This window comes from Leifsonia xyli subsp. cynodontis DSM 46306 (assembly GCF_000470775.1).
In the GTDB taxonomy this organism is placed as follows: domain Bacteria; phylum Actinomycetota; class Actinomycetes; order Actinomycetales; family Microbacteriaceae; genus Leifsonia; species Leifsonia cynodontis.
Genome location: NC_022438.1, coordinates 203,178 through 229,772 on the forward strand (window position 1 = coordinate 203,178; position 26,595 = coordinate 229,772).

The 26,595-nt window shown below is 67.3% G+C and carries 25 protein-coding genes, 3 tRNA genes and 6 pseudogenes; 20 read left to right on the forward strand and 14 right to left on the reverse strand.

Annotated elements, in window-relative coordinates; all coding sequences use genetic code 11:
• Positions 1-383 precede the first annotated feature (383 nt).
• Entirely contained in the window at positions 384-1,055 is a 672-nt protein-coding gene (locus O159_RS00940) for a potassium channel family protein (RefSeq protein WP_021753911.1), read from the reverse strand.
• The gene (locus tag O159_RS00945) at positions 1,048-2,478 is read right to left on the reverse strand and encodes a TrkH family potassium uptake protein (RefSeq protein WP_043993870.1); all 1,431 of its coding nucleotides are present in this window, start codon (positions 2,476-2,478) and stop codon (positions 1,048-1,050) included. The genes O159_RS00940 and O159_RS00945 overlap by 8 nt, the downstream gene beginning before the upstream one ends.
• A 72-nt stretch (positions 2,479-2,550) precedes the next feature.
• Between O159_RS00945 and O159_RS00950 the strand changes: the two genes are divergently transcribed.
• The 6 genes and pseudogenes from O159_RS00950 to O159_RS00970 all read left to right on the forward strand — a co-directional run bounded on the left by O159_RS00950 (position 2,551) and on the right by O159_RS00970 (position 5,038).
• Positions 2,551-2,973 carry an ArsR/SmtB family transcription factor gene (locus tag O159_RS00950; protein ID WP_021753913.1) on the forward strand — a complete coding sequence of 141 codons (423 nt, stop codon included), beginning with the start codon at positions 2,551-2,553 and terminating at the stop codon, positions 2,971-2,973.
• Between the two features lie 101 nt (positions 2,974-3,074).
• Positions 3,075-3,911, forward strand: a pseudogene (locus O159_RS13620) (IS5 family transposase); the annotation flags it as partial.
• A gap of 62 nt (positions 3,912-3,973) precedes the next feature.
• Entirely contained in the window at positions 3,974-4,183 is a 210-nt protein-coding gene (locus tag O159_RS00960; protein ID WP_021753914.1) for a helix-turn-helix domain-containing protein, read from the forward strand.
• Between the two features lie 70 nt (positions 4,184-4,253).
• Positions 4,254-4,352 (forward strand): 30S ribosomal protein bS22, encoded by a 99-nt coding sequence (locus tag O159_RS13625; RefSeq protein ID WP_003792170.1) that lies wholly within the window; start codon positions 4,254-4,256, stop codon positions 4,350-4,352.
• A 117-nt stretch (positions 4,353-4,469) separates the two neighbouring features.
• A complete protein-coding gene (locus O159_RS00965; RefSeq protein ID WP_021753915.1) occupies positions 4,470-4,739 on the forward strand; it encodes a glutaredoxin family protein in 270 nt (89 codons plus the stop codon).
• Positions 4,736-5,038: a Dabb family protein gene (locus tag O159_RS00970; RefSeq protein ID WP_021753916.1), complete on the forward strand. Its 303-nt coding sequence runs from the start codon at positions 4,736-4,738 to the stop codon at positions 5,036-5,038. Before O159_RS00965 ends, O159_RS00970 begins: the two co-directional genes overlap by 4 nt.
• 70 nt (positions 5,039-5,108) lie before the next feature.
• Here the strand turns inward: O159_RS00970 and O159_RS00975 are convergent, their stop codons facing one another.
• Positions 5,109-5,810, reverse strand: a complete 702-nt coding sequence (locus O159_RS00975) for a GntR family transcriptional regulator (protein ID WP_021753917.1) — start codon at positions 5,808-5,810, stop codon at positions 5,109-5,111.
• Positions 5,810-6,484 (reverse strand): GntR family transcriptional regulator, encoded by a 675-nt coding sequence (locus O159_RS00980; RefSeq protein WP_021753918.1) that lies wholly within the window; start codon positions 6,482-6,484, stop codon positions 5,810-5,812. The genes O159_RS00975 and O159_RS00980 overlap by 1 nt, the downstream gene beginning before the upstream one ends.
• A gap of 132 nt (positions 6,485-6,616) precedes the next feature.
• Here O159_RS00980 and O159_RS00985 point away from each other — a divergent pair, with 132 nt between their 5' ends.
• The gene (locus O159_RS00985; protein ID WP_021753919.1) at positions 6,617-7,030 is read left to right on the forward strand and encodes a hypothetical protein; all 414 of its coding nucleotides are present in this window, start codon (positions 6,617-6,619) and stop codon (positions 7,028-7,030) included.
• 55 nt (positions 7,031-7,085) lie between these two features.
• Here the strand turns inward: O159_RS00985 and O159_RS00990 are convergent, their stop codons facing one another.
• On the reverse strand, positions 7,086-8,396 hold the full coding sequence (locus tag O159_RS00990; RefSeq protein WP_236609511.1) for an isochorismate synthase: 1,311 nt from the start codon (positions 8,394-8,396) through the stop codon (positions 7,086-7,088).
• Positions 8,397-8,508: 112 nt separating this feature from the next.
• On the opposite strand from O159_RS00990, the pseudogene O159_RS00995 reads away from it, so the two are divergent.
• From O159_RS00995 to O159_RS01005, 3 genes and pseudogenes are all read left to right on the forward strand, one after another.
• Positions 8,509-9,294: pseudogene (locus tag O159_RS00995) on the forward strand (demethylmenaquinone methyltransferase); the annotation flags it as partial.
• A gap of 380 nt (positions 9,295-9,674) precedes the next feature.
• Positions 9,675-10,754 (forward strand): polyprenyl synthetase family protein, encoded by a 1,080-nt coding sequence (locus O159_RS01000; protein WP_021753922.1) that lies wholly within the window; start codon positions 9,675-9,677, stop codon positions 10,752-10,754.
• 18 nt (positions 10,755-10,772) lie between these two features.
• Positions 10,773-12,143, forward strand: a complete 1,371-nt coding sequence (locus O159_RS01005; protein WP_021753923.1) for an FAD-dependent oxidoreductase — start codon at positions 10,773-10,775, stop codon at positions 12,141-12,143.
• Between the two features lie 62 nt (positions 12,144-12,205).
• On the opposite strand, the gene O159_RS01010 is transcribed toward O159_RS01005, so the two are convergent.
• From O159_RS01010 to O159_RS16155, 3 genes and pseudogenes are all read right to left on the reverse strand, one after another.
• The gene (locus O159_RS01010; protein ID WP_021753924.1) at positions 12,206-12,487 is read right to left on the reverse strand and encodes a hypothetical protein; all 282 of its coding nucleotides are present in this window, start codon (positions 12,485-12,487) and stop codon (positions 12,206-12,208) included.
• Positions 12,484-13,287: an SGNH hydrolase domain-containing protein gene (locus tag O159_RS16150; RefSeq protein ID WP_330216851.1), complete on the reverse strand. Its 804-nt coding sequence runs from the start codon at positions 13,285-13,287 to the stop codon at positions 12,484-12,486. Before O159_RS16150 ends, O159_RS01010 begins: the two co-directional genes overlap by 4 nt.
• Before the next feature lie 96 nt (positions 13,288-13,383).
• Positions 13,384-13,881 (reverse strand): annotated as a pseudogene (locus O159_RS16155) (acyltransferase family protein); the annotation flags it as partial.
• 128 nt (positions 13,882-14,009) lie between these two features.
• On the opposite strand from O159_RS16155, the pseudogene O159_RS13630 reads away from it, so the two are divergent.
• Positions 14,010-14,800, forward strand: a pseudogene (locus O159_RS13630) (IS5 family transposase); the annotation flags it as partial.
• On the opposite strand, the gene O159_RS01025 reads toward O159_RS13630, so the two are convergent.
• From O159_RS01025 to O159_RS14845, 3 genes are all read right to left on the reverse strand, one after another.
• Entirely contained in the window at positions 14,794-15,195 is a 402-nt protein-coding gene (locus tag O159_RS01025) for an acyltransferase family protein (protein WP_021753927.1), read from the reverse strand. The pseudogene O159_RS13630 and the gene O159_RS01025 overlap by 7 nt on opposite strands.
• Positions 15,196-15,626: 431 nt before the next feature.
• Positions 15,627-16,115 carry a YajQ family cyclic di-GMP-binding protein gene (locus tag O159_RS01030; protein ID WP_021753928.1) on the reverse strand — a complete coding sequence of 163 codons (489 nt, stop codon included), beginning with the start codon at positions 16,113-16,115 and terminating at the stop codon, positions 15,627-15,629.
• 57 nt (positions 16,116-16,172) lie between these two features.
• On the reverse strand, positions 16,173-16,316 hold the full coding sequence (locus O159_RS14845; RefSeq protein WP_169725631.1) for a hypothetical protein: 144 nt from the start codon (positions 16,314-16,316) through the stop codon (positions 16,173-16,175).
• A 175-nt stretch (positions 16,317-16,491) separates the two neighbouring features.
• On the opposite strand from O159_RS14845, the gene O159_RS01035 reads away from it, so the two are divergent.
• From O159_RS01035 to O159_RS01055, 4 genes and pseudogenes are all read left to right on the forward strand, one after another.
• Positions 16,492-16,573, forward strand: a tRNA-Tyr gene (locus O159_RS01035).
• Positions 16,574-17,137: 564 nt separating this feature from the next.
• Positions 17,138-17,395 carry a hypothetical protein gene (locus tag O159_RS01045; protein ID WP_169725643.1) on the forward strand — a complete coding sequence of 86 codons (258 nt, stop codon included), beginning with the start codon at positions 17,138-17,140 and terminating at the stop codon, positions 17,393-17,395.
• 441 nt (positions 17,396-17,836) lie between these two features.
• Positions 17,837-18,648, forward strand: a pseudogene (locus tag O159_RS01050) (inositol monophosphatase family protein).
• 212 nt (positions 18,649-18,860) lie between these two features.
• Positions 18,861-19,496: a M23 family metallopeptidase gene (locus O159_RS01055; protein WP_021753930.1), complete on the forward strand. Its 636-nt coding sequence runs from the start codon at positions 18,861-18,863 to the stop codon at positions 19,494-19,496.
• Between the two features lie 35 nt (positions 19,497-19,531).
• Here O159_RS01055 and O159_RS01060 read toward each other — a convergent pair whose 3' ends face one another.
• Positions 19,532-21,262: a glycoside hydrolase family 13 protein gene (locus O159_RS01060; RefSeq protein ID WP_043993874.1), complete on the reverse strand. Its 1,731-nt coding sequence runs from the start codon at positions 21,260-21,262 to the stop codon at positions 19,532-19,534.
• A 231-nt stretch (positions 21,263-21,493) separates the two neighbouring features.
• Between O159_RS01060 and O159_RS01065 the strand changes: the two genes are divergently transcribed.
• The 4 genes and pseudogenes from O159_RS01065 (at position 21,494) to O159_RS01080 (ending at position 24,259) form a co-directional block, all read left to right on the forward strand.
• Positions 21,494-21,565: transfer RNA gene (locus O159_RS01065), tRNA-Thr, on the forward strand.
• Between the two features lie 37 nt (positions 21,566-21,602).
• Positions 21,603-21,676, forward strand: a tRNA-Met gene (locus O159_RS01070).
• Between the two features lie 372 nt (positions 21,677-22,048).
• A complete protein-coding gene (locus O159_RS01075) occupies positions 22,049-22,933 on the forward strand; it encodes an ROK family protein (RefSeq protein WP_021753932.1) in 885 nt (294 codons plus the stop codon).
• Positions 22,934-23,260: 327 nt separating this feature from the next.
• Positions 23,261-24,259, forward strand: a pseudogene (locus O159_RS01080) (IS481 family transposase).
• On the opposite strand, the gene O159_RS15425 reads toward O159_RS01080, so the two are convergent.
• Both O159_RS15425 and O159_RS15430 read right to left on the reverse strand, forming a co-directional pair.
• Positions 24,256-24,447 carry a hypothetical protein gene (locus tag O159_RS15425; protein WP_021753933.1) on the reverse strand — a complete coding sequence of 64 codons (192 nt, stop codon included), beginning with the start codon at positions 24,445-24,447 and terminating at the stop codon, positions 24,256-24,258. The pseudogene O159_RS01080 and the gene O159_RS15425 overlap by 4 nt on opposite strands.
• A gap of 132 nt (positions 24,448-24,579) precedes the next feature.
• Positions 24,580-24,975, reverse strand: coding sequence for a PucR family transcriptional regulator ligand-binding domain-containing protein (locus O159_RS15430; RefSeq protein WP_236609512.1), 396 nt, complete (start codon positions 24,973-24,975; stop codon positions 24,580-24,582).
• Positions 24,976-25,068: 93 nt separating this feature from the next.
• Here O159_RS15430 and O159_RS01090 point away from each other — a divergent pair, with 93 nt between their 5' ends.
• On the forward strand, positions 25,069-26,547 hold the full coding sequence (locus O159_RS01090; RefSeq protein WP_021753935.1) for an NAD-dependent succinate-semialdehyde dehydrogenase: 1,479 nt from the start codon (positions 25,069-25,071) through the stop codon (positions 26,545-26,547).
• Positions 26,548-26,595 lie beyond the last annotated feature (48 nt).

Consider the following 26,595-nt stretch of genomic DNA (forward strand, 5'->3'; position numbering starts at 1 on the left):
TCCTTGAGGTGCCCGCTCCTGAGGTGCTCGCTCCTGGGGCGTCTGCTCCTGAGGCGCTCTGTCTTTCCGTGCCCTGTTCTGCGGCACGTCTCCTGCCCGCGCTCCGTTTGTCGGCACGTCACCCGCTCGCGCCCCGCCCTTCAGCGCCCTGTTCTGCGGCGTGCCGTCCGCTCGCGCCCCGCCTGTTCGCGCCTCGTCCGTTCGTGCCCAGCCCCCATCCATCCGCCCTATCCGCCCGTTCGCCCCCTGCGCTCTTTGTCCCCCTGGGTCCATCTTGACCCCCTCGCGCTGCCCCCGGGACTTTTCCACAATCCAGCCATCTGTTCCTCACTTCTTCCGGCGAAAAGACGCGAAAAGAGCGGAAAAGGTGAGGAGCCGATTGCTTAGGCGTCGAGGGCGGCGAAGCGTTCGATGTCGGCGGAGGCGCCGGAGACGATGATGAGGTCGTGGTTGGAGACGACGGTGTCGGCGGTGGCGTAGGTGAACGGCTTGCCGGGGGACTTCACCCCGACGACCGTGATGTTGTGCTTGGTGCGCACGCCCGATTCGGTGAGGTTCAGCCCGCGGATGGGCTTCGGCGGGTACATCTTCACGAGCGCGAAGTCGTCGTCGAACTCGATGAAGTCGAGCATTCGTCCGGAGACGAGGTGGGCGACCCGCTCGCCGGCTTCCGCCTCAGGGTAGATGACGTGGTTGGCGCCGATGCGCTCGAGGATCTTGCCGTGCGACTGCGAGATCGCCTTGGCCCAGATCTGGGGGATGCGAAGGTCGACCAGGTTCGCGGTGATGAGCACGCTCGCCTCGATGGACGAACCGACAGCGACGACCGCGATGGAGAAGTCCTCCGCGCCGATCTGCAGCAGCGTCTCGACCGAGCGCGCATCCGCCTGCACGGTGTGCGTCACGCGGTCCGCCCACTTCTGCACGAGGCCGGCGTCGGTGTCGATGGCGAGGACTTCGCGGTTCAGGCGGTCCAGCTGACCGGCCGTGGCCGCGCCGAAGCGGCCGAGGCCGATCACCAGGACGGGGGCGTTGTGCTTGATCCGGTCAACCAACGAGCGGCCTCTCCTCGGGGTTCTGGTAGAGCTGTTTGCGCTGGCTCTGGGCCAGCGCCGCGGCGAGTGTCACTGTACCAACGCGGCCGCAGAACATCGTGGCGGCCATGACGTAGACGCCCGCGTCGGGCAGCTTCTCGGTGAGACCCGTGGACAGGCCGCAGGTCGCGAACGCCGAGATGACGTCGAAGAGCACATGGTCGAGCGGCGCTTTGGTGATCTGCAGGATCAGGACGGCGGACACCGCCACGATCGTCGCCCCCCAGAGCGCCACCGCGACCGACAGCCGCAGCACGTCCACGGGGATGCGTCGCCGGAACGCATCCATCGGCTCCACCCCGCGCGCTTCCGCGACGGCCGCGAGGAACAGCACCGCGAGCGTCGTCACCTTGATGCCGCCGGCGGTGGAGGCCGACCCGCCGCCGATGAACATCAGCATGTCGGTCACCAGCAGGCTGGAACCGTGCAGGTCGTCGATGTCGATGGTCGAGAACCCGCCCGATCGCGCCATCGTGGACAGAAAGAAGGACTGGAAAACCGTGTGCCCGGCGTCCATGCCGCCGAACGTCTGAGGGTTGTCGTGTTCGAGCACGATGTACAGCGCGGCGCCCACGACCAGCAGGATGACCGACATGAGCAGCGTCAGCTTGACGTGGATGGACCACCGCCGCCGCTTGCGTCGCAGCTGGGACGCGATGGCCAGGATGACGGGGAACCCGATGGCCCCGAGGAACACGCCGATCATGAGCGCGCCGAGGAACCAGACGTCGTTCACGAACGGCGTCAGCCCCTCGGCGTTCGGCGCGAAGCCGGTGTTCGTGAACGCCATCGCCGAGTAGTAGACGCTCTCCCAGAGCGCCATGCCGACGCTCGTCCCCGCGATCAGCATCCGCGGGAAGAGCAGCACGGCGACGAGCCCCTCGATGACGACCATGCTGATCGCGACGGTCCGCAGCAGCTTGCCGACGTCGCCCAGCAGCACCGCCTGGCCCTCGGCCACCGGCCCGGAGTGCATGCGCAGCGGGTTGCTGTCGCTCGCGGCTATCAGCTTGGCGCGCAGCCCCAGCCGACGTGAGATGACGAGCCCCAGGATGCTCGCCATCGTCAGCACGCCGACGGCGCCCACCTGCACGCCGAGATAGACCAGCAGATGCCCGAACACCGACCAGTGCGTCGCCATGTCCACGGTGGAGAGCCCTGTCACGCAGATGACCGAGACCGCTGTGAACAGCGAGTCGGCCAGTCCGGTGACGTGCCCGCTCGCCGCGGAGATCGGCAGCGAGAACAGCAGCGTGAACACCAGGATCAGCGCGGCGAACACCAGGATGGCGAACCGGGACGGGCTGCGCTGCGCGAACCCGTTGACCGCCGCGCGCACTCGCCCCACGGGCGTGATGGTTCCGCGCCGGACCGCCCGCGTCATGCGCATCGAACGTTCCTTCCACCGAGAGCTTCCGACATGGTACTCCGACAGCGGGGCGACTAGCCTAAGGGCATGGCCGACATCTTCGACGTGATCGCCGACCCGACGCGGCGCGACATCCTGAGAGTGCTGCTCGAGCGCAACTCGGATGAGACCTCGCCGGCCGGAGAGATCTCGGTCTCGGAGATCGTGGCGCGGCTGGAACTCAGCCAGCCGACGGTGTCCAAGCATCTGAAGGTGCTGCGGGAGGCCGCGCTCGTCGTCGTGCGAGAGGAGGGTCAGCACCGCTACTACCGCATCGACCCGACGCCGCTGGAGGCTGTGGAGGATTGGGTCATCCCGTTCACCACCGCCGACATGGATGTGTCCGCCCTCTCCGCCCAGCTCGCGCAGGAGACTCGCGAGTTCGCCAGCACGGTCGGCAAGGTGCTCGCCGACACCCGCCACCGCGTCGAACGGGTCACGCCCAAGAAGTGGCGTCGCGACGAGTGCTGACCGTCACCGCTTGCCGCCGGGGCGGAGCGGCTCTAGTAGAGTTCCTTAGAGGTGGTTTCAGTAGTCGGCGTGGCGGTGGTTGTTGTGGCTGGTTAGCGGGGATGCTGGTCGAGTGTCGACGCTTGCTGAGGATCGGTTCATTACGGATATGTTGTGGGAGCGGCTGGAGCCGTTGATTCCGCCTCGGCCGCCTGTGGTCAATGGGCGGGCTGGGCAGCCTCGGGTTCCTGACCGGAAGGTGTTCGCTGGGATCGTGTTCGTGCTGCTGACGGGGATCCCGTGGAGAAGCTCCCGCCCGAGTTGGGGTATGGGTCCGGGGTCACTTGTTGGCGGCGTCTGCGTGAATGGTCCGAAGCGGGCGCGTGGGATGCACTGCGGAAGATCATGCTCGACGAACTCGGCCAGGCTGGCATGATCGACTGGTCAAGAACCTGCCTGGACTCCGTAAGTGTCCGGGCGAAAAGGGGGGCGATCTCACTGGACCTAACCCCACGGATCGTGGGAAACGGGGCACCAAGTACCATGTCCTGACCGACCGCAACGGACTCCCGCTGCATGTGGAGATCTCCGGCGCCAACCGACACGACTCCATGCTCGTGGAACCTGTGTTAGACAACATCACCGCGATCAAGGGCGTCGGCCGCGGTCGGCCCAGACGCCGCCCGGTTATCTTCCACGCCGATAAGGCTTACGACAACCGCCGCGTCCGCTGTTACCTGCGTTGTCGTGGGATCAAGGCACGCATCGCACGAATCGGAGTCGACTCCAAACAGTGACTGGGTAAACACTGTTGGGTAGTCGAACGCACCATGGCCTGGATCCTCGCCTTCCGGAAACTCGCCACTCGCTACGACCGCACCGCCTCAACGATCACGGCGCTCGTCGCTCTAGCAATCGCGATCACCAGCGCCCGCAAACTCACCAAAAACGACTACTGAAACCATCTCTTAGCGCCCGTCGGGTCGACCCGAGTAGCATGGCGGGCGAGAGAGGACGGTCGATGGATCACGATCCCGGTTCGAGCGCGTTGCGCGACGTGCGCTTCCTGACGGTCGCCGAGGTTGCCGAGATGATGCGCGTCTCGCGGATGACCGTGTATCGGCTCGTGCATTCCGGGCAGCTGCCGGCCATCCGGTTCGGGCGTTCGTTCCGGGTGCCGGAGTCTGCTGTCACGCAGGTGCTCGAGCAGGGTGTCGCCGGCACCGCGTGACGTCCGGTAGACTGAGTGCTTGTGTCGCCGCGCATCCCGCGGCAAGCCCCCCAATTTTTGTGAGGTCTACGTGGGTTCCGTTATCAAGAAGCGTCGCAAGCGTATGGCGAAGAAGAAGCACCGCAAGCTTCTTCGCAAGACGCGCCACCAGCGTCGCAACAAGAAGTAGACCACAGCGTCTGCGGCTCAAGCGTCGGTCCTTCACGGCCTGGCGCTTTTTGCTGTCACCGCTTCGTGCCGGGGCTCGGTCAGCGCAGCGGCTGCCGTCCTCGCTAGGCTGGATGCCGTGCCTCCCGCCTCCCGCGTCCTCGCCCTCATCGGCAAACCCGGGTGCCATCTCTGCGATGACGCCCGCCGTGTCGTCGCGGCGGTGGTCGCCGGCCTGCCGGAGGGCGCTCCGGCCGTCACGGTCGAAGAGCACGACATCCTGCGGGACCCCGTTCTGCACGAGAAGTACGTCGAGGAGATCCCGGTCGTGCTGATCGACGGCCGGACGCACGCTTTCTGGCGCGTCGATCCCGCGCGCCTGCGCACCGCACTCCTGGAGGACCGATGACCATCCGCAACGTCGTCATGTGGAAGCTCGCGACCGAGGACCCGGCCGAGCGGGCCGAGCAGGCCGCGCGAATCAAGGCGGGCCTCGAGTCGCTGCCCGCGGCGGTGCCGGAGATCCTGAGCTTCGAGGTCGGGATCGACGCGCTGTTCCCCGGGGACAATCACGATGTCGTCCTCATCGGTGACTTCGCGGACGCGGAGGCATTGCAACGTTACATCGACGCCCCCGCTCACAAGGAGGTCGCCGGGTACATCCGCACTGTCGTCGGCGGGCGTTCGGCGGTCGATTTCGAGCTCTGAGCCGGGTCCGGCGGCACGAAGAGCGCCCGGTGCCGTCTGGCGCCGGGCGCTCTCCGCGATTGTCGGGGCGTCAGATGATCGGCGCCTCGTCGATTTCCGCGTTCGTCCGCCGGTAGTCGGCGACGAACTGGTCGTACGTGGGCTCGAAGAGCGCTTTGATGAGTTCGCCGGTCTTGTCGCCGTCCTTGGCCTTGGCCGCGTCGAAGATCTCGGAGACCTGCTCCGCGATGTCCTCCGTGGCGAACGGAAGATGCCACACCGACACATAGCGCAGCAGCTGCGGGCCCAGACCTTCGCTGATCGCGAGCAGCGCCTGGTTGTGGCTGTCGCGCTCGAACTCGAGGAAGAAGTCGTTGAGGGCCTGACCGAGCGCGGGGAGCTGCCCGGACTTCGCCGTCTTCCTGACCTGCTTCAGCGCCTTTTCGAGGCGGCCGATCGCGGCGCTGTCGAGGGTGGGCACCGCCGTTCGGGCGGCGTATTCGTGCAGCAGTCCGGATGTGTAGACGGCCTCGTCGATCGCGCGCAGGTCGATCGGGGCGACCCGGGTGTACCGGTTGGGCGCCATCTCCACCAGGCCGATGTCGGCGAGTTTCATCAGGGCCTCGCGGATGGGGGTGCGCGAGACGCCCAGCCAGGTGGTGAGCTTCTCGTCGAGCAGGGTCTCGCCCGGCTCGAGCGTGCCATCCAGGATGCCCTCGTAGAGGCGGTTGTAGACGACGTCGCGCAGGAGCTGACGCTCGACGGGCGCGGTGTCCTTCACGGGAAGTGGCATCAGCTGTTCCTCTCCAGTGCCTCGAATTCCTCCACGACGGTGATGAGCCCCTCGTTCCAGTAGCCGGCGACGCCCTGCGCGACCGCCTTTCCGTCGCCGGCCATGGCCGCGTCCACGATCGGTCCGACGAAAGGCTGCGCCTTCTCGAACGCCTCGGATGTCGGCGCGACGATGAGCGCTCGGCGGACTTCGGGGAGGTGGCGATTGGCCAGGCGGGCGATCGTCTTGTTGTCCAGGCGCCGGACGAAGACGTTGATGAACGACTCCGTGAGCGCCCGGTCGCGGTCGAGTCTGTCCGTGCCGCCGGAGATGCGCTCCTGGAAATCGCGCAGCTTCTGTTTGTCGGCGTCGGTCAGGAAAGGGGTCGCATCCCGTGCGACACCGCTCAGCAGAGTTCCGGTAGTCTCGATCAGGCCGCGCAGGCGTGCCGGGTTGATCGGGGTGACTCTGGTCCGTTTCTGCGGCAGGATCTCGACGAGACCCATAGCGGCGAGCTGGTTGAGCGCTTCGCGGACAGGTGTTCGGGAGACACCCGCCCACTTTTCGATCTCAGCATCGTACAGTTGTTCGCCGGGTGTGAGGTCCCCACCGACGATGGCGTCAAGAAGCCGTTCGAAGACTTCGTCTCTGATGAGCCGTCGGGGACTGACGGCTTCAGTAATGGGTACAGGCATACATGAATATTACATCCACCTGCTCGGGATTCCAATCCTGCATCCTCAAGCGTGTTGAAATCGCTTGAGTGAGGATACTGAGCTTGATCCGATCCCGTTCCCGCTGTCGTCGGTCCCGGCTATGCTGACCGCATGTTGCCGAATCTGCCGCCGCGTTTGTGGCGGGCCCGGACGATCGGCGGTTGGCTGGCGCTGGCGACCGGGTTCGCCCCTGGGCGCCGGTCGCGCTGGCTGCCGGATGTTCCTGCCGGGCTGCGGGCAGTCGATCTCGGTCCCTCGCCCGATCCGCTCGGCCGCCCCGGACTCGCCGCCAGAGCGATGCGCCGCCACGCGGTCCGCTCGCTGCGGGAGCTGCTGCTCAGTCAACGCGAGATCGACGACCTGCGCGGCCCCGACCTCGATGCCCGTGTGATCCGCCTGCTCAGCCGCAGGGCCAGGACGGCGTGCGGCGCTGGATCGACGAACGACCCGGACGATCTGCTGCGTGTCTGGCCGCTGGCGGCCTACGATGTGGCCACGGAGAAGGCCCGGCTGGCCGCAACCTGAGGCCGTGCCGATCGGCGGTGGCGAGCCGGACTGGGCCGGGTCCGGACGGGCGGCCTCAGCCGAACGCCTCCACGATCGGCCGGAACTTTATGGTCGTCTCCGCCAGTTCGCGATCGGGGTCGGAGTCGGCGACGATCCCGGCGCCGGCGTAGGCTGTCAGGTCGCCGTTCTCCCCGAGCTGGGCGCAGCGCAGCGCGATGGCCCACTCGCCGTCGCCGTCGCCGCCGACCCAGCCGACCGGGCCGGCGTAGCGGCCTCGGTCGAACGGTTCGAGCTCGCGGATGAGCGTCACGGCATCCCGCGTCGGCGTGCCTGCCACCGCGGCGGTCGGGTGCAGGGCGTCGGCGAGGTCGAGGGAGCTGGAACCGTCGCTGAGAGTCCCGGCCACGTCGGTGGCGAGATGCCAGAGATTCGGCAGTTTGAGCGTGAAGGGGAGGTCGCTGGCCGCGAGGTCGGCGCTGTGGGGGCGGAGTGCCCCGATGACGCTCGCGACAGCGAACCGGTGCTCGTCCTGGTCCTTCGCGGAGGCCGCGAGCGTGTCGGCCGCCTCCCGGTCGGCTGCGGCATCCCGGCCCCGGGACATCGTGCCCGCGAGGACGCGAGCGGTCACCGTGCCGTGGTGGACGCGCACCAGTGTCTCCGGAGAGGAACCGATCAGCCCGTCCACCGCGAACGTCCAGCAGCCGGGGTAGCCGAGCGCGAGCTCGGCCAGCGCCCGTCTGGCGTCGGATTCGAGTGGCAGGTGCGCCAAGAGATCGCGGGCGAGGACGGCTTTCGCCAGCCCGTGCTTCCGGATGCGGTCCACGGTGGTCGCCACGGCTTTGCGGTAGCCGTCTTCGCTGAGCGATCCGGGGAGGAAATTCAGGCGATACTCGTCGCCGAAGGCGGTGGGCCGGGGGACCGCGGGCGCGGCGAGGTCCCTTTTCTCGGGTTCGGCGGCTGTGCCTGCTGCGGCGGCCTCCTCGGCGTCGATCGGGCGGATGTGCGTCACCCAACTGCGGCCGCCGCGGCGGCCCACCACGCACTCCGGCACGATCATGGTGCTCGTGGCCGCGCTGTCGTCGGCGAACGCGAATGTCCCGAAAGCGACTAGACCGGTGCCCGGAGTCCGCACGCTGTCGGCCACGATGGCGGCGTCCACCGTCGCGCGCCACGCCGCCGATGCCTCCCGGATGCGGTCCGCCCCGGAGAATTCGAGCCGCAGCGCCTCACCGATCCCGGCCATCCCCTCACCGTTGCGGAGCCAGACCAGCGGCCGGCGGGAATCGAGGAACGGGATCAGCTGGTGGACGTCATCGAGTGGCGTGGTCTCGACCGAGAGAACCGTCACGTCCGTCGCCCGTCGTGCCGTCCCGTGTGCAGTCACCCGGCAAGCCTACGCCGGGGACGCTGGGTGTCAGATGCGCACTGGCTGACGGTTCTTCGCGTTCGAGGGCACCCGGAATGCACGTACTCACGGCGCAGCCTAAGCTGGTGTGGTGAGTAAGGCCGACCTCAGCAAGCAGCCCGTGCAGGTCGCCGCCATGTTCGATGAGGTCTCCACCCACTACGACCGGACCAACGCCGTCCTCTCGATGGGTAATGCGGCCCTCTGGCGAACGGCGACGACCCGAGCCGTTGGCCCTCTCGCCGGCGAGACCATTCTCGACATCGCCGCGGGCACGGGAACCTCCAGCGCCTCCCTCGCCCGCAACGGCGCCCGCGTCGTCGCGGCGGACTTCTCTCAGGGCATGATCGAGGTTGGCCGCCGGCGGCAGGCCGGCAACCCATTCGTCACCTTCCAACAGGCCGACGCCACTGACCTCCCGTTCCCCGACGACACCTTCGACGCGGTCACCATCTCGTTCGGCCTGCGCAACATCGTCGACCCGCGCCGGGCGCTCGCGGAGTTCTACCGCGTCACCAAGCCGGGCGGCCGTGTCGTGATCTGCGAGTTCTCCCACCCTCCCGTGGCTCTCATCCGCAGCGGGTACACCGTGTATCTCCGCTGGGGGATGCCCGTGCTGGCTCGTGTGGCGAGTTCCAACCCGGCCGCGTACGAGTACCTGATGGACTCGATTCAGGCCTGGCCGGAGCAGCCGGAGCTTGCGGCGTGGCTGCGGGAGGCTGGATATCAGGATGTGGCCTGGCGCAACCTGACGGCGGGGATCGTGGCGTTGCACAGGGGCTGGAAGCCGCTCACCGCGAAGGCGGTCCCCGCGGTGGAGGAGTCTGTGCCGGAGAAGCCTGTGCCGGAGCAGTCTGTGCCGCAGAACTCTGCGCCGGGTGAGTTTGCGCCGGATGAGTCTGTGCGGGGAAAGCCGGCGCCGGACAGCTCGGCCGCTGCGACATCTGCGACGGCGAAGCCCGCCACTCAGAAGTCCGCGCGCGCGAAATCTGAGACCGCGACGTCTGAGAGCGTGAAGCCCTCCCCCCGGAAGTCCACGTCCGCGGAGTCGGCGGCCGCGAAGCCGGCGACTGCGGCTGCGCCCGCGAAGCTCTCGACCCGGAAGTCCGCTCCCGCGAAACCCACCGTCAACAGATCGACGGACTCGGCGGGAGAGTCTTCCGGCTCGGTGGGAAGGTCCTCCGGTCGCGGGGCGGCATCCGGGGGAGACACTGGTTCCGAATACTCATCGTCCGCCATCCCACCCGGGGGGGAGCAGTGACACGAAGCGTTCCGGCCCTGAGGCGTCCCGCGACTCTGACCGGTCAGCTGGGCTTCACCGAGCGGATTTTCGCGCGCGGGGAGGCCCGGCAGGTCGCGACCGCCGTCGACGACGGGCTCGCGCTGGTCGAGGAGGCACTGCACCGGGAGATGCGGTTCGCCGACAACCTGGCCGATGTCACGACACGCTATCTGCTCGAGGCGGGTGGGAAGCGCGTACGGCCGATGCTGACACTGCTGACGGCCCAGCTCGGGAAGGGGAACACGCCTGAGGCGGTCCAGGCGGCGCAGGCCGTCGAGATCACCCATCTCGCCTCCCTCTACCACGATGACGTGATGGACGACTCGCAGATGCGTCGGGGGGTCCCGACCGCGCAGTTCGTGTGGGGAAACTCGGTGGCGGTGCTCACCGGTGACCTGTTGTTCGCGCGCGCCAGCAAACTGGTCTCCTCGCTCGGTGAGCGGGCCATCCAGTTGCAGGCCGATACGTTCGAGCGCCTCTGTCTCGGGCAGTTGCATGAGACCATCGGGCCGCAGGACGGAGAAGACGCGGTCGCCCACTACATCCGGGTGCTGGAGGACAAGACCGGCTCCCTGATCGCTGTGGCGGCTCAGATGGGCATCGTGTTCTCGGGCGCCGACTCTTCCTATGAGGAGCCGGTCGTCACTTTCGGCGAGAAGATCGGCGTCGCGTTCCAGCTCATCGACGATGTCATCGATCTCTCGTCGGAGGGTGTGGCCGAGACCGGCAAGACCCCGGGCAACGATCTGCGCGCCGGTGTGGCGACGTTGCCGGTGCTGCGCTTGCGGGAGCGTGCGCTGCGCGATCCCGAGGCCGCCGCTCTGCTGGACCGGTTGGAGCGGGATGTGATAGGCACCGCCGGCGACGGCGAGGTCACGCCCGAGGCGACGGCGGCGATCGCGGCACTGCGCGAGCACGAGGTGACGCGTCAGACGCTGGAGGAGGCGCACCGCTGGACGCGCGAGGCGGTCGAGGCGCTGGAGCCCCTGCCGGAAGGCCCTGTCAAGAAAGCACTGGTGAGGTTCGCCGACACGATCGTCGAACGTTCGAGCTGAGCGAGAAGGAAACAACGCATGACCAAACTCCGACTGGCCATCGTCGGGGCCGGCCCCGCCGGGATCTACGCTGCTGACATCTTGCTCAAGGCCGAACGCGGATTCGATGTCTCGATCGACCTGTTCGAGGCGCTCCCCGCCCCGTACGGACTCGTCCGTTACGGCGTCGCGCCGGACCACCCGCGCATCAAGGGCATCATCACGGCCCTGCGCGACGTGCTCGACCGGGGTGACATCCGCATTTTCGGAAACGTGACCTATGGCGTCGACATTACCCTGGATGACCTCAAACGGCACTACAACGCCGTCATCTTCGCGACCGGCGCTGTCCGCGATGCCGATCTCGACATCCCGGGCATCGGCCTTGGCGGCTCGTACGGTGCCGCGGACTTCGTGAGCTGGTTCGACGGCCATCCGGATGTGCCGCGCACCTGGCCCCTGGATGCGAAATCGGTCGCCGTGATCGGCAACGGCAATGTCGCGCTCGATGTTTCGCGCATCCTGGCCAAACACGCCGACGATCTGCTTCCGACCGAGATCCCGGACAATGTCTACCGGGTCCTGCGCGATTCGCCCGTCACCGATGTACACGTCTTCGGCCGGCGGGGACCTGCGCAGGTGAAGTTCACTCCCCTGGAACTGCGCGAGCTGGGTGAGTTGCGGGATGTGGACATGATCGTCTACGACGAGGACTTCGACTACGACGAGCAGTCCCGGGCCGCCATCGCCAGCAACAAGCAGGTGATGGTGATCGATCGCGTGCTTCAGCAGTGGCGTCAGCGCGAGGCCGGCCGGGCCTCCCGTCGGCTGCACCTGCATTTCTACGCCAAGCCGCTCGAGGTCGTCGGCGACGAGGACGGAAACGTCCGTGCCTTCCGATACGAGCGCACGGAGCCCGACGGCGAGGGCGGGACCCGTGGCACCGGCGAGGTGCGCGAGCTCGATGTCCAGGCCCTCTACCGCGCGGTCGGCTACTTCGGCTCGCCGCTGCCCGGAATCCCGTTCGACAAGAAGCACGGCGTGATCCCCAACCACGAGGGCCAGGCGCTTCGCAAGGGTGACAACGAGCGCATGTACGGCGTGTACGCGACCGGGTGGATCAAGCGCGGCCCCGTCGGGCTCATCGGCCACACGAAGTCGGATGCGATGGAGACGATCAAACATGTGATCAATGATCAGGGCAATTGGTGGTCGCCCATCGACCCCGCCGAGGAATCTGTGGAGAACCTGCTTCGCGAGCGAGGTGTGGAGTACACGAACCTCGACGGCTGGCACAGCCTCGACACCCACGAACAGGCGCTGGGCGCTGAGCAGGGGCGCGTCCGGATCAAGGTCGTCCCGCGTGAGGAGATGGTGCGGGTGTCCAACGGGGCGGTCGTCGAGAGCTGACCCCCGCCCGGGGCCGTGGCGGTCATCGGCGGAGGTCCGCGACCGCCACGGCGATTTCTGGCTTACTCGACCAGTTCGTCCGTCGGTGTCTCCGCGGTCGGTTCCTCTGTTGCCGGGGTCTCTGTGGGTGTCCCTCCGGCCGGAGCGCCCGCCATCAGCGCGGCGAAATCCTCCCAGATCACCGGGACGATGTCCAGCACGAACGCAGCGCTGGGGTGCCACGCGTCGAACTTGATTAGCGTGGTGCCTTCGAAGATCGGGCACCGGCCCTTGACGCAGAACCAGTCCTGGTTCTGCACGACCGTTCCATTGTGCTTCTCCATGACGGCGGAGAGCATCTTCATCGTCCGCGTGTAGTCGGAGCCCGAGACCTTCGTCTCGCACTCCTTCGGCCCGGTGCGGGGGGAGAGTAGCAGGTCTCGACGCTCGCGCCGTACGGGGGCGGTGGGAGGACGGTGATGCTCTTGTAGGAGCCGTTCAGCTTCGTGAGCTGCGCGTCGAACGCCGTCTGCCACTCATTGAGGGTCGCGGATTTGCCCGTGTCGAGTGTCTTGTTGCGGAGGTAAGTGTTCGCAACGATGACCAGGTCGGGATTGGTCGATGTAACAAGCTCGACTTCGGCATCCCTCCGCTTCTCGCAGGCGTCGGCTGCCGCAGCTCTATCGCCCAGACGCAGGTCGATGAACGGGCAGGCGTAGAGCGCAGCGGTTTCGAGCTTCCATTCACCCTGACCGAAGACCTCGGCGAGTCCGGGAAGATAGGCCGCCGCGATCGAGTCTCCGACGAGCACCGCCGTTTTCGGGGCGGCCGGGTCTCCGAAGGTGCAGGATTCCCGCTTGTATTTGAAGGAGGAGCACTCGTCGAAGCGGGGATCGAGCTGCGGGCCCTTGGGGTCTCCTGGATCGGTGTCCAGCTGGGGCCAGCTGGTCGCCTGAAGGGCGGTGCTCAGCTTGGCCTGGAGTTCCGTCTTCGCGGCGCCTGTCTCGCCTCCCTGACCCGTCGTCGTCTCGGGGGCTGTCGCTGTCGCTGTCGCACCGGCGGACGGCATGTTGTCAACGGCCTGAGCGGAGCCGGCTCGGTTGACTGTGAACGCGGCCACAACGGCGAGACAGCTCACTATTGTGAGTGCGCCGAGTCCGACCATCCGGAGGCGCTGGATGCTGGTGGCCGAGCGGCGCTTGCCGGGTTCCAGCCAGCTCGACTTGCGCACCGGTTCCTCGACGAATCGGTAGCTCAGAGCCGCTAGAACGAAGGAGACCACGATGGCGACGATCGCGGGGATCGGCGTCCCCTGCCCGGGGAGACCGCGGAATCCCTCGGTCACGAGGATGATCGCGGGGAAGTGCCACAGATACAGCGAGTAGGAGATGTCGCCGATGTAGCCGGAGACCGGGTTCGTCAGCGGGTTCAGCGCGGCGAAGCGGCGGGGCTGCCACGGGAAGGCGAGGATCAGCGCTGTCGAGAGCACAGCGAGAGCGGACCACGGCGCGGGCAAACCGGACGTGGCCGGGGTGACGAACGCTGCGACCAGGATTCCCACGAAGCCGATGCACATGGCAAGTGGACGGAACCAGGCGCCGGCCCGGGAGAAGAGCGGCATGGAGAGGGCGATGACACCGCCGAGCAGGAGCTCCCACAGCCGGGCGGGCGTGATGAAGTAGGCGCTTCCCGGGTCGCTGATCGTCAGCGAGAGCGCGGCGGCGAACAGCAGCACAGTCACCGCCAGTGCGATCAGAGTGACGGCGGCGCGGCGGAACCGCGATTTAGAGGTGGTTTCAGTAGTCGGCGTGGCGGTGGTTGTTGTGGCTGGTTAGCGGGGATGCTGGTCGAGTGTCGACGCTTGCTGAGGATCGGTTCATTACGGATATGTTGTGGGAGCGGCTGGAGCCGTTGATTCCGCCTCGGCCGCCTGTGGTCAATGGGCGGGCTGGGCAGCCTCGGGTTCCTGACCGGAAGGTGTTCGCTGGGATCGTGTTCGTGCTGCTGACGGGGATCCCGTGGAGAAGCTCCCGCCCGAGTTGGGGTATGGGTCCGGGGTCACTTGTTGGCGGCGTCTGCGTGAATGGTCCGAAGCGGGCGCGTGGGATGCACTGCGGAAGATCATGCTCGACGAACTCGGCCAGGCTGGCATGATCGACTGGTCAAGAACCTGCTTGGACTCCGTAAGTGTCCGGGCGAAAAGGGGGGGCGATCTCACTGGACCTAACCCCACGGATCGTGGGAAACGGGGCACCAAGTACCATGTCCTGACCGACCGCAACGGACTCCCGCTGCATGTGGAGATCTCCGGCGCCAACCGACACGACTCCATGCTCGTGGAACCTGTGTTAGACAACATCACCGCGATCAAGGGCGTCGGCCGCGGTCGGCCCAGACGCCGCCCGGTTATCTTCCACGCCGATAAGGCTTACGACAACCGCCGCGTCCGCTGTTACCTGCGTTGTCGTGGGATCAAGGCACGCATCGCACGAATCGGAGTCGACTCCAAACAGTGACTGGGTAAACACTGTTGGGTAGTCGAACGCACCATGGCCTGGATCCTCGCCTTCCGGAAACTCGCCACTCGCTACGACCGCACCGCCTCAACGATCACGGCGCTCGTCGCTCTAGCAATCGCGATCACCAGCGCCCGCAAACTCACCAAAAACGACTACTGAAACCATCTCTTATAGCAGAGCACGAAGAGCGTGAGCAGCGTGAGCGGCCAGACGAGGTAGAACTGCTCCTCGACGGAGAGCGACCAGAAATGCTGAAGCGGCGAGGTCGCCGCGCTCTGGTTGAAGTAGTCTGTCTGCTGGATCGCGAATCGCCAGTTGGAGACGAATCCGAGAGCGCTCAGCCCGTCCCAGAGCACTGACTGGAACCGGCCGGACCCGAGGAGGAGATACGACGCCGCGATCGTCGCACCGATCACCGTCGCCGCCGCCGCCGGGATGAGGCGCCGGATGCGTCGACGGTAGAACGCGAAGAACTTGATCCTGCCGGTGGAGTCGACCTCGCGGTAGAGAATCGAGGTCATCAGGAAGCCGGAGAGGACGAAGAAGACGTCCACACCGATGAAGCCGCCGGCTGGCTACCCGAACGCGTGGTTGGCCACGACCAGCAGAACGGCGAGGGCGCGCAGTCCTTGGATGTCGTGTCTTTTGATGCCGGGTTTGGCAAGTGAGCGTGCCTCGGGCAAAATGGCTCCTCGGGTGGTGGATTTTGCGGATACGAGCTTCCGAAATCTCAATTTCACCACACGATTTGTGTGACCCATTTGGGGGGTTGGTGTGATGCCGGATGGTTCGCTGTGGCCGGTCCGCTGGCTCCCATCCATCTCGCGGCTGACCGTCGTGCTGGCGCGCCGTCGCCGAGTGCGGACCCTCCGACTGGCGCCGACGGCCGTGGGCTGGGGCGTTTGCGCGAAACGTTATGCTTCTGCCACACTGGCCGCTGCGGCGGCAGGATACGCGCAGGTCGCGCGGTGAATGTGCGGGTGGTCTACCGGAAGTTCACGAACTGCAGCGCGACATCCAGGTCCGCGCCCTTCAGCAGCGCCATCGTCGCTTGGAGGTCGTCCCGGCTCTTGGAGCTGACCCGGAGCTCATCGCCCTGGATCTGGGACTTGACGCTCTTGGGCGCCTCATCGCGGATGAGCTTGCCGATCTTCTTGGCGGCGTCTTGCTCGATGCCGTTCTTGAGGCTGATCTCCAGGCGGAATTCCTTGCCCGACGGGTAGGTGGCGCCTGTGTCGAGGGATTTGAGCGTGATGCCGCGCTTGATCATCTTCGATTCGACCACTTCGAGCACCGCTTTCACGCGCTCTTCGGTGCTGGCTTTGAGGAGGATCTTCTCGCCGCTCCATTCGACCGACGCGCCGACGTTCTTGAAGTCGTAGCGTTGGTCGACTTCCTTGCGGGCCTGGTTGACCGCGTTGTCGGCCTCCATCTTGTCGACCTTGCTGACGATGTCGAACGAGGAGTCTGCCATGATCCGGGTCCCTTCGATTGCTCGGGGTCCCAGTGTAGCCGGGCGGCGGGGAGCGGCTCAGGCCGTCTGCTCCAGTTCGGCGAAGTAGGTGATGTGGCAGCCGTCGTCGGAGCACTCGTCGCACAGGGTGATCTCCTCACCGTGCTGGTACGGGTCGGCTCCGGTCCCGTCGCACCGTTCGCAAATCTCCAATGTCCTCATGCCGACGATTCTGCGCCCGGCCACCGACATCGCTGGAACGAGACCGGGAGTGTCGCGAAGTGGGGCTTCGGACCGAGGCCGGCAGACCTCCGCCGCCGATTTCGCAGGAAGCCGCGCGGCAAGTATCCTTATATCGCGCCTTCGGTCAGCAGTGGGCTGGTGACCGGGAGCGAACGGCGAGTTACCCAAGCGGCCAAAGGGATCTGACTGTAAATCAGCTGTCTACGACTTCGGGGGTTCGAATCCCTCACTCGCCACCGAGAGCTGTTCGTGGATCTCGCAAAAGTTATCCAGGAAACTCGCAAAGCACAGAGAAACGTCCCTGGTTCGGGGGCGTTTCTCGTTTCCAGGCCGCTCGCAGACGGAAACGTCGAACTCGGCGCGGTCGCGAAGGAGGCGTGATGGACACTCGCAGCGCACGCAGAGATCATGCCCGGCCATCGACGCCCGAGACGTCGCGAGCCGCCAGGTGACAGCGGAAACCACGCCGTCTCGCTGGGTGGGCGCTGCTGCTGACGGTGGTGGGATTCGATGCCCTCGCGATCGCTTTCACGTCCCAACTGTTGTGGATGAGCGGCGGTTACACGGTGTTCCGTGGGTCGGCCTTCGTTCTCGCGGCCGCCTTCGTCATGTGTACCTTGTGCGCCGCCGCCCGAATCGTGATCGTGCGACACAGCGTGAGCCTGCGAGACTCCCGCCTGCTGTGGAGCGCGATCGGGGTTCTGGAATCCGTGCTCGCCTTGTCCTGCCTCTGTCTGGGCATGGCGAACAGCAGCTACCGCCTGTGTTAGATCGCCGCATTCGCCGCTGGCTACATGCTGATGAACGCGATCATCCAGGCCGTCCTGATGGTCCTCTTCCGACGGGGCCGCGGCCCCGTCATCGCAGGTCTTGTGCAGCTGGTCGCCGCTCTTGTCGTGCTCGCTTTGACACCCGATGTCTGGGGGAGCAACGACGTTCTCGGCGACCTCATCGTCTTCGTGGGCGCAGCGCTCCTCGCGGCGGAGATCCCTGCCGCTCTTGCGGGACTTGCGTTCCCACCCCAGACACCTCGGAAGCCTGACGCGTTGCATCGTTGAGCTTCGCGTTGCTCGTCCTCTCGCATCGTTCCGGCGAACGACATTCACAAGTCGACGGACGTGGCACCCGCTCGAGCCCAGGTGGGTCAGCCACGCCCAGGACGCTCGACCAGAAGACGAAGCGGCGGTTGCTCGGCGGAGATCAACGACTCAACCTGTCCGCTGCGTGGGCGCTACGCTTTCGCGTCGTCGTCCTCTGCGCTATCGGTGGAAGCGGTGATCCTCTCCCGTTGAGTCTTGATCGGCAGAAACCCGGTACTCGCGGCAGTGCGTGGGCGAGCGCGACCGGTCCTGGAAGCGTGTCGGCCCGGTGCGCACCGACGGAGGCGTGGCGACACACCAGGGCCACTCGAGCCTGCTGGACGCGCCATCGTCAGGGGCTGAGGTCGATGTCCCGGTGTCTTCGGCAGCTCAGCGCAGCGTTTCTGGGATGCTGGACCTATGCCTTCCACTGCTGAGCTTCTCGACATCGCCGTCACGGTCGCCCGCCGTGCCGCCGCCCTCGCGCAGCAGCGGCGTCGTGACGGTGTCGAGGTCGCGGCGTCCAAGTCCACGCTGACCGACATCGTGACAAAAGCCGACCGCGAGGCGGAGTCGCTGATCCGGGATGCGCTGGCGGCGGCGCGGCCCCGGGACGGGTTCCTCGGGGAGGAGACCGGGCGGACCCAAGGAGCAGCGGGCTCACCTGGGTGGTGGACCCGATCGACGGGACTGTCAATTACTTCTACGGCATCCCCGCCTATGCGGTGAGTGTCGCGGTGGTGGAGGGCGAACCGGACCCGGCGAGCTGGGTGGCGCTGGCGGGGGCGGTGGCCAACCCGGAGTCGCGGGAGGTGTTCACCGCTGTCGCGGGGGCCGGGGTTCGGCTCAATGGGACGGCGCTGCGGGTGAACGAGGGCGTCGAGCTTCCGCTGGCGCTGGTTGGGACGGGGTTCGGCTACGACGCGGCGATGCGCATGCGTCAGGCGCAGTTCGTCGCCGAGCTGATCGGCCGGGTGCGGGATGTCCGACGCATGGGGGCTGCGTCGCTGGATCTGTGCGGACTCGCGGCCGGACGGCTGGATGCGTATTTCGAGCGGGGGCTGAACCCATGGGATCATGCAGCCGGGGCGCTCATCGCCCGCGAAGCGGGGGCGCGGGTCGGCGGAAGGGCGGGCGGCGCAGAGGGCCGAGAGCTCCTGATCGCGGCGGCTCCCGGACTGTACGAGCAGTTGGACCCGCTGGTCCAGCGTTTTTACGCGGGGTGGGAGTGAGGGCGGCTCGGATGAGAGTCTCAGTTACCAATTTGTTATATTAGATGGGGTGTGCCCCTGATCCGATCTGAAAACACCCTCCACCTGCCGGGAGCGACGGGCTGTCGAAGAGGCTGTGCCTCGTGAACCCGTGCGGGCATTCAGCCGCGGGGTGACCTTGTTGGCGATGACTTCCGTACTCGGCATGGGGGGTCGCGACTTCCGTTCCGGCGATGTCGCTGCTGACCGAGGAGCAGATGCGAACGAGCGCCGCCGCACACTTCTCCAGCCGCTCGGTGACCGAGGGAGAGCAGCAGGCGCTCGACCAGGTGACACTGGACGCCGGGACGCCGGTCGTGCGCGAGAGCGGCGGTGTCACCTCGAAGCGGCAGATCGCCGATCTCTACTCGATGCGGATCGCCGACACCTTCACGAACGACCCGAACGGCGCCATCCAGTGGCCGTTCCCGGTCGGGGTCCCGATCTCGTCCTTCTTCGGACCGCGGACGGCGCCGACCGCTGGCGCGTCCAGCAACCACCTCGGTGTCGACTTCACTCCGGGCGCGGGCGTGCCGATTCGGATCATCGCGGACGGGGTGGTGCGCGATGTGGTCACACGCGGCGATGGCTGCGGCGTGAACGTGACGATCGACCACATGATCGGCGGCAAGCTCGTCAGCAGCAAGTACTGCCACATGCAGACGGGGTCCGCGCGGGTCTCCGTGGGCCAGCGGGTGACGGTCGGAGAGATCGTCGGCCTCGTCGGCAACACCGGCGTGTCGACCGGCGCGCACCTCCACCTTGAGATCCGCCTCAACGGGATCGACTCGGTCGACCCCTACGCCTGGCTCAAAGCCAACGCCTCCTAGCGGGCGCTGCGCCGAGCCGGGGCAGAAGGCAGGTTTCAGGCGCGGAGCCAGGCAGTGGTGTCCTGGGGGAGGGAACGGCCATCGAGAGGGCCGCTCACGAGGATGACGTCGCCCTCCGGCAGCGGCAGCGGGGTGGCGCCCATATTGACGACGACCGTCACCTTCCCGGAACGGAATGTCAGGGTGTCGGGGCCGGTCTCCACCCAGGAGAGCGCCCCGAAGGCGAGATCGTGCGCGCGGCGGGCGGCCAGCGCATCCCGATACATCGTTAGCGTGGAACCGGGGACGTTCTCCTGCGAGGAGCGGGTGTGCTCCGCCCAGGAGGCGGGCTGGGGCAGCCAGCTGGCTGAGCCGGGACCGAAGCCGTACGAGGGATCGGCGCCCTCCCACGGGATCGGAACGCGGCAGCCGTCGCGGCCGTAGCGCTCGCCTCCGGTGCGGAACCAGGTCGGGTCTTGCCGTGCGCTGTCGGGGAGGTCGATGGCCTCGGGCAGGCCGAGCTCCTCGCCCTGGTACAGGTACGCGGAACCGGGCAGGGCGAGCATGAGCGCGGTCGCGGCGCGGGCGCGGCGGAGTGCGAAAGCGGGGTCCGGGATGCCCGTCGACAGTGGGCCGATGCCGTGGCCCTGCAGGTTCTCGCCGGTCAGGGCGAGGCGTGTGGCATGGCGCACGACGTCGTGGTTGGAGAGGACCCAGGTGCTCGGCGCACCGACGCTGCCGAAGACGCCGAGGGAGCGGTCGATGACTGTGCGCAGGGCCGCCGCGTCCCACGGGGTCTTCAGGTAGCCGAAGTTGAAAGTCTGCTGCATCTCGTCGGGGCGAACCCAGCGGGCGAGCTTCTCGAGCGGCTCGACCCAGGCTTCGCCGCAGAGGACCCGGTCGCCCTCGTACTCGGCGAGCACTGTGCGCCAGTCGCGGAAGATCTCGTGTACGCCGTCCTGCGCGAAGTAGGGCGGGGTCGGCGGCTCCTCGTCGGCGTGGCCTCCGATCTGCGGCTCCAAGCCGACGCCACTGGCCGTCCCGCCCATGCTGCCCCTCTCGACGGGCGGGGTGTAGTCGGGCAGTCCCGGCTCTTTGATCATGCCGTGGGCGACATCCACCCGCACGCCGTCGACGCCGCGATCGAGCCAGAAGCGCAGGATGCCGCGGAACTGCTCCCAGACCCACGGGTTCGTCCAGTCCAGGTCGGGCTGCGACTTGTCGAAGAGATGCAGATACCACTCGCCGGGCTCGCCGTCGGCCTCGGCGACCCGGGTCCAGGCGGGGCCGCCGAAGATAGACTCCCAGTTGTTCGGCGGCAGCTCGCCGTGCTCGCCCTTGCCTTCGCGGAAGAGGTAGCGCCCGTGCTCCTCGCTGCCGGGGCCGGCGGCCAGGGCGGCCCGGAACCACTCGTGATCGCTGGACGAGTGGTTCGGGACAATGTCGATGATCACGCGCATCCCCAGGTCGTGCGCGGTCGAGAGCAGCCGGTCGAGGTCGGAGAGAGTGCCGAAACGCGGGTCGACGTCGCAATAGTCGGCGACGTCGTAGCCGGCGTCGCGCTGCGGAGAGGTCTGGAACGGGGAGAGCCAGATCGCATCGACACCCAGGTCGCGCAGCGCCGGAAGACGGTGAGCGATTCCCGGCAGATCGCCCATCCCGTCGCCGTCCGCGTCCGCGAACGAGCGCGGGTAGATCTGGTAGATGACGGCGGAGCGCCACCACTCGCGCCCGGGCGTGCTCGGAGAGAGGGCGCTGGAGGGGGATGCGGGGGTCGGGATGCGGATCACCTGTTTCGAGCGGAGGGATGGGTGGTCGGTCCCGCGAGCTCAGACGGCCGCGGTGTCGTCGGCGTTGCTGGACATCCTAACCGCCTCTCGCTGTCCGGTCCGCCGGGTCGGCGTTCCCTCGCGTGACGGGGCCGGTGTCAGGCCGGAGGTGGTCCGAGCCACTCCCTCCGGGATGCTATTCTCTTACGGTTGCCGAAAACGTCCGCGCCCTGGCCAGGACCCGGCTCCGCCCCCTTAGCTCATTGGTAGAGCACTTCCTTGGTAAGGAAGAGGTAGTGGGTCCGATTCCCACAGGGGGCTCCGTCTCCCCGATCGCCTCGCGATCGCAGGAGACCGCGGCGGGGTAGCTCAGGTGGTTAGAGCACACGGCTCATAATCGTGGTGTCGCGGGTTCGAGTCCCGCCCTCGCTACAGAATCAGCGATCCCGGTCTCCTCAGAGGCCGGGATTCGTCGTTTAAGCGGCCGCGGGTCTTCGGCCTCGCCGGTCAGGTAGGCTTCCATACCGTCGAATCCCGCTGCCAAAGTGCATAACGTCGCTGAGCACACCGCTAACGAGACCATCACGACCACTCTCCTCACCATCGGTGGTAGCGCGTGACACCTTCCGCGCAGCGATGGGCGACGGGCCCTCCTGACTCGACAAACCGGGCTCGCCGAGTGATCGGCTGCCGCCATCCGGCACATCGCTGACCCGGTGGAACCTCGCTGCGCGGGCTGCGAGTCGGCTACCGTTCACTAGGGACGGCGGGTGCGCCGCCGGGACAATGGAGGATGGTGGGCCGATGATCGCGGGTATCGAGACCGGAGGGACGAAGATCGTCTGCGGCGTTGCGGAGCGGGGGAACCCGGCCGAGCCCGCACAGACGCGGCGGTTCCCCACGACCACACCCGAGGAGACGCTCGGTCGCATCGCCGACTTCCTCCACGAGGTCGGTCCTGTCGAGGCCGTGGGGGTGGCCTCCTTCGGACCGGTCGACGCCGATCCGTCCTCGGCCCGGTTCGGCTGGATGACCTCGACGCCGAAGCCAGGCTGGGCCGACACGGATGTGCTCGGCGCGGTGCGCTCCGCCGCGAACGCACCGGCTGCGTTCGTCAGCGACGTCACCGGCGCCGCCATCGGCGAATTCCGTGCCGGCGCCGGGCAGGGCGCCCGCAATCTCGGCTACACGACCATCGGCACGGGCGTCGGTGTCGGGCTCATCCTGGACGGCCGCCCGGTGACGGGGAACGGCTGGCCGGAGCTGGGGCATCTTCTCGTGCGGCGCCACCCTGCCGACCGGTTCGCGGGCAACTGCCCATACCACGGCGACTGCCTCGAAGGACTGACCGCCGGGCCGGCCGTCAGCGCCCGGTGGGGAGCCGACGCCTCCTCGTTCTCCGCCGATGTGCGCGACGAGGCGTTCGACATCCTGGCCTACTACATCGCACAGCTCGCGGTGACGACGGTGCTCACGCTGGGACTCGACAGGATGGTGCTGGGCGGTGGCGTGATGCTGGCGCCCGGGCTGCTGGAGCGGGCCCGGCCGGTGCTGTCCGCCATCGCGGGTGGCTACGGGCCGCCCCAACTGGCCTCGGGCGACCCCCGCGATCTGCTCGTCGCGCCGGGTCTCGAGGGCTCCTCCGGGCTCGTGGGGGCGCTGAGCCTCGCCGCGGACCTCGTGGCCTGACGCCCGGGGTCGAGCCGGAATCCTCGTGCTGTCGGGGGATCGCCCTGGTGATCTTCTGTGAATCAGAATCGGTGCGGGCCGATTGTCCATAATGAGTAAGAAATTTTGTATCAGGCATGTACAATGGACGAAACCGAGCGCCGTGGAAACATCCGGCTCTCCGTAACGGATAGGAGACCTGAACGGGTACAGGACCTGTCCGGTCCGTGTATGCGTTGTGCTGCTCAGGGCAGTTGGTTGAGGTGTGACGCGATAGATGGGTGAGGACCTCCCGGTCGAGAGTGGGGCTGTCTAGTTTCCCTGCACTCGATGACTTAGGAGGTCCTCGTGACCCACGCTAATGCTGCTTTGACTCCTCGCGAATGCCTCCGCCTGGCCCGCCAAGTCGTCGACGACGGCTGGTCCGTTGCTGCGGCGGCGACCTACTTCCGAGTGTCCTGACGCACCGCGGACCGATGGGCTCGTCGTTACGTGGAGATGGGCGAGGCGGGAATGCTGGACCGTTCGTCACGGCCGCATCACAGCCCGAACAAGACCCCGCGAAGACTGGTCCGCAAGGTCGTGCATCTGCGGTGGAAGAAGCGGCTGGGACCAGTCGGTATCGGCGCCCAGCTCGGCATGCCCGCCTCGACCGTTCACACGGTCCTCTCCCGGTGCCGGATCAATCGGCCCAGCCACGTCGACGTCCGCACCGGCGAACCCGCCCGCCGCTACGAGCACGAGCATCCCGGATCGATGATCCACGTCGACATCAAGAAACTCGGCAACATCCCCGACGGTGGCGGCTGGCGCTACGTCGGACGTCTCCAGGGAGAGCGGAACAAGGCCATCACCGCGAAGCGGACCGGGAAACACGGGATCACCGGCGACATGATCACCGGCACAGCGTTCGTTCATACCGTCATCGACGATCACTCCCGTGTCGCTTACGCCGAGATCCACGACGACGAAACCGCCGCCACTGCAATCGCTGTTCTGCGTCGAGCGGTCGGCTGGTTCGCCAGCCGTGGCGTCACCGTCGAACAGGTGCTCTCCGACAACGGCTCCGCATACCGCTCATACGCCTGGCGCGACGCTTGCGCCGAGCTCAGCATCCAACCGAAACGCACCCGGCCCTACCATCCGCAGACGAACGGCAAGATCGAACGCTTCCACCGCACCCTCGCCGACGGCTGGGCATACGCCCGGCACTACAACTCCGAATCAGCCCGCCGCAACGCACTCCCGGCCTGGCTGCACTCCTACAATCACCACAGGCCCCACACCGCCATCGGCAGCCAGCCACCCATCAGCAGATTGACCAACGTCCCTGAGAAACACACCTAGTCGAGCCCTTCGGAGCCGACCGCGAGGACGCCTCTGAGACGACCGGCCGCGCCGAGCGCCTGCAACGCGAACGGCCCGGCATCCGTCTCGGCTTTCCCCGCGGCGCGCCGGCGGCTGCGCAGTAGGGCCTCGGCGGCGTCGGCGAGCGTCGAGCGCGACGGCACGCCGAGCGAGTCGGCCGGAGCCACGCGGTCGAGGGCTCCGTCGGCGTCGAACAGCGCGACCGGGCGCTCGATCTGCCGGGCGAGCTCCGCGAGGACGGCGCCGAGCGCATCCGGCCCCAGCGCGGCGAGCGAGATGGCCCGGGAGGCGCGCAGCGCTCAGATATTGCGCGCGTACGCGTCGGCGGCTACACGGTCGGCGACGAACCGCGCGATCGCGATGAACGGCGTGCGATACGGCACCGCGAACAGCGCCAGACCTCCTCGCGTGCATGCTTCCACGAGCGCCTCCGGTGGCCCGTCGCAAACCACCTCCGTGCCGAAGCCGAGCCCGGCGATGCCGTGCGTCACGAGCCGCGCGACGTACGGCTCCACGTCCTCCGGCACACGGGTGACCAGCAGGATCTGACCGGGGGAGAGGAACGGCGTCGGATCGGCGAGCTCGGAGCTGTGCGCCCACGACAGCGGAGCGTCCCGGTCTCCGACCGTGGCAGGGGTGATCGCGCTCAGCCCGAACTCGGGGTGCGCGAGCAACTGGCTGAGGGTGGCGGGCATCGGCGCTTCCATCTGACAGGGTGTCGAATCCTGTCTTGAGAATTGTACGTAGTGTCCAGGCGGCGGTGAGGACGGGCTCCTTACGATTCCGATATGACTCTCCCCGACTCCGACCCGACCGCCCGCGAGGCCGATCTCCTCGACCGCGTGCCGTCCGGCCTCTTCATCGGTGGCGTGTGGGAGGAAAGCTCCCGCGACCCGATCGAGGTGCGGGACCCCGCCACCGGACGCGTGATCAAGCGGATCGCCGACGCGAATCCGGACGATGGCCTCCGTGCTCTGGACGCCGCCGTCGCCGCCGCCGACGAGTGGGCGGCCACTGCGCCGCGGGTCCGCGCCGAGATCCTGCGCCGCGCCTTCGAGCTGCTGCAGGAGCGCCGGAGGGACTTCGCACTGCTGATGACGCTCGAGATGGGCAAGCCGCTGGCCGAGGCGAACGGCGAGGTCGCCTACGGCGGTGAGTTCCTGCGCTGGTTCTCCGAGGAGGCCGTCCGCATCACCGGCCGCTACGGCTCGACCCCCGAGGGCACCGGCACGATGGTCGTCTCGCAGCTACCGGTCGGACCGTGCTTCTTCATCACGCCGTGGAACTTCCCGCTCGCGATGGCGACCCGGAAGATCGCTCCCGCTCTCGCCGCCGGCTGCACCGTCGTCGTCAAGCCCGCCGAGCTCACCCCGCTCACGACGCTCGCCTTCGCGCAGCTCCTCGCCGACGCGGGCCTGCCGGACGGGGTGGTGAACGTCGTGCAGACCAGCGCCTCCGGAGCCGTCTCGGCCCCCATCATCGCGGACCCGCGGTTGCGCAAGCTCTCCTTCACCGGCTCCACTCCGGTCGGCCGCACCCTGCTCGCCCAGGCCGCGCAGAACGTGCTGCGCACCTCGATGGAGCTCGGCGGGAACGCTCCCTTCGTCGTCTTCGAGGATGCTGATCTGGAGGCGGCGGTGGAGGGCGCGATGGTGGCGAAGTTCCGCAACATCGGTCAGGCCTGCACCGCCGCCAATCGGTTCATCGTGCATGAGTCCGTCGTCGGCGAGTTCGCCAGCCGGATCACGGAGCGGGTGCGCGCGATGCGGGTCGGCCGTGGGACGGAAGAAGGGGTGAGCATCGGTCCGGTGATCGACGGTCGGGCGGCCGATTCTTTGGCCGCGCTCGTCGGGGACGCCGTCGGACGGGGGGCCCGCGTGCTGACCGGGGGTTCGCGGATGGCCGGGGCGGGGACGTTCTTCGAGCCGACGGTGCTGGTGGAGGTGATGCCCGGCAGCGAGATCCTGCGCAAGGAGATTTTCGGACCGGTCCTCGCGATCGCTTCGTTCTCGTCCGAGGAGGAGGCTGTCGCGCGGGCGAACGACACAGAGTACGGGCTTGTCTCGTATGTGTTCACGCGGGATCTTGCTCGCGGTCAGCGGATGATCGAGGGTCTGCAGACGGGGATGATGGGGCTGAACACGGGTTTGGTTTCCAACGCGGCGGCGCCGTTCGGGGGTGTGAAGCAGTCGGGTCTGGGTCGCGAGGGCGGGGTGGAGGGCATCCACGAGTACCTCGACACGAAGTACACGCTGATTCCGGTCTGACGGACCCCGGAGAGTCAGCTCATATTCCAGACAGAATTGAAATGTTTT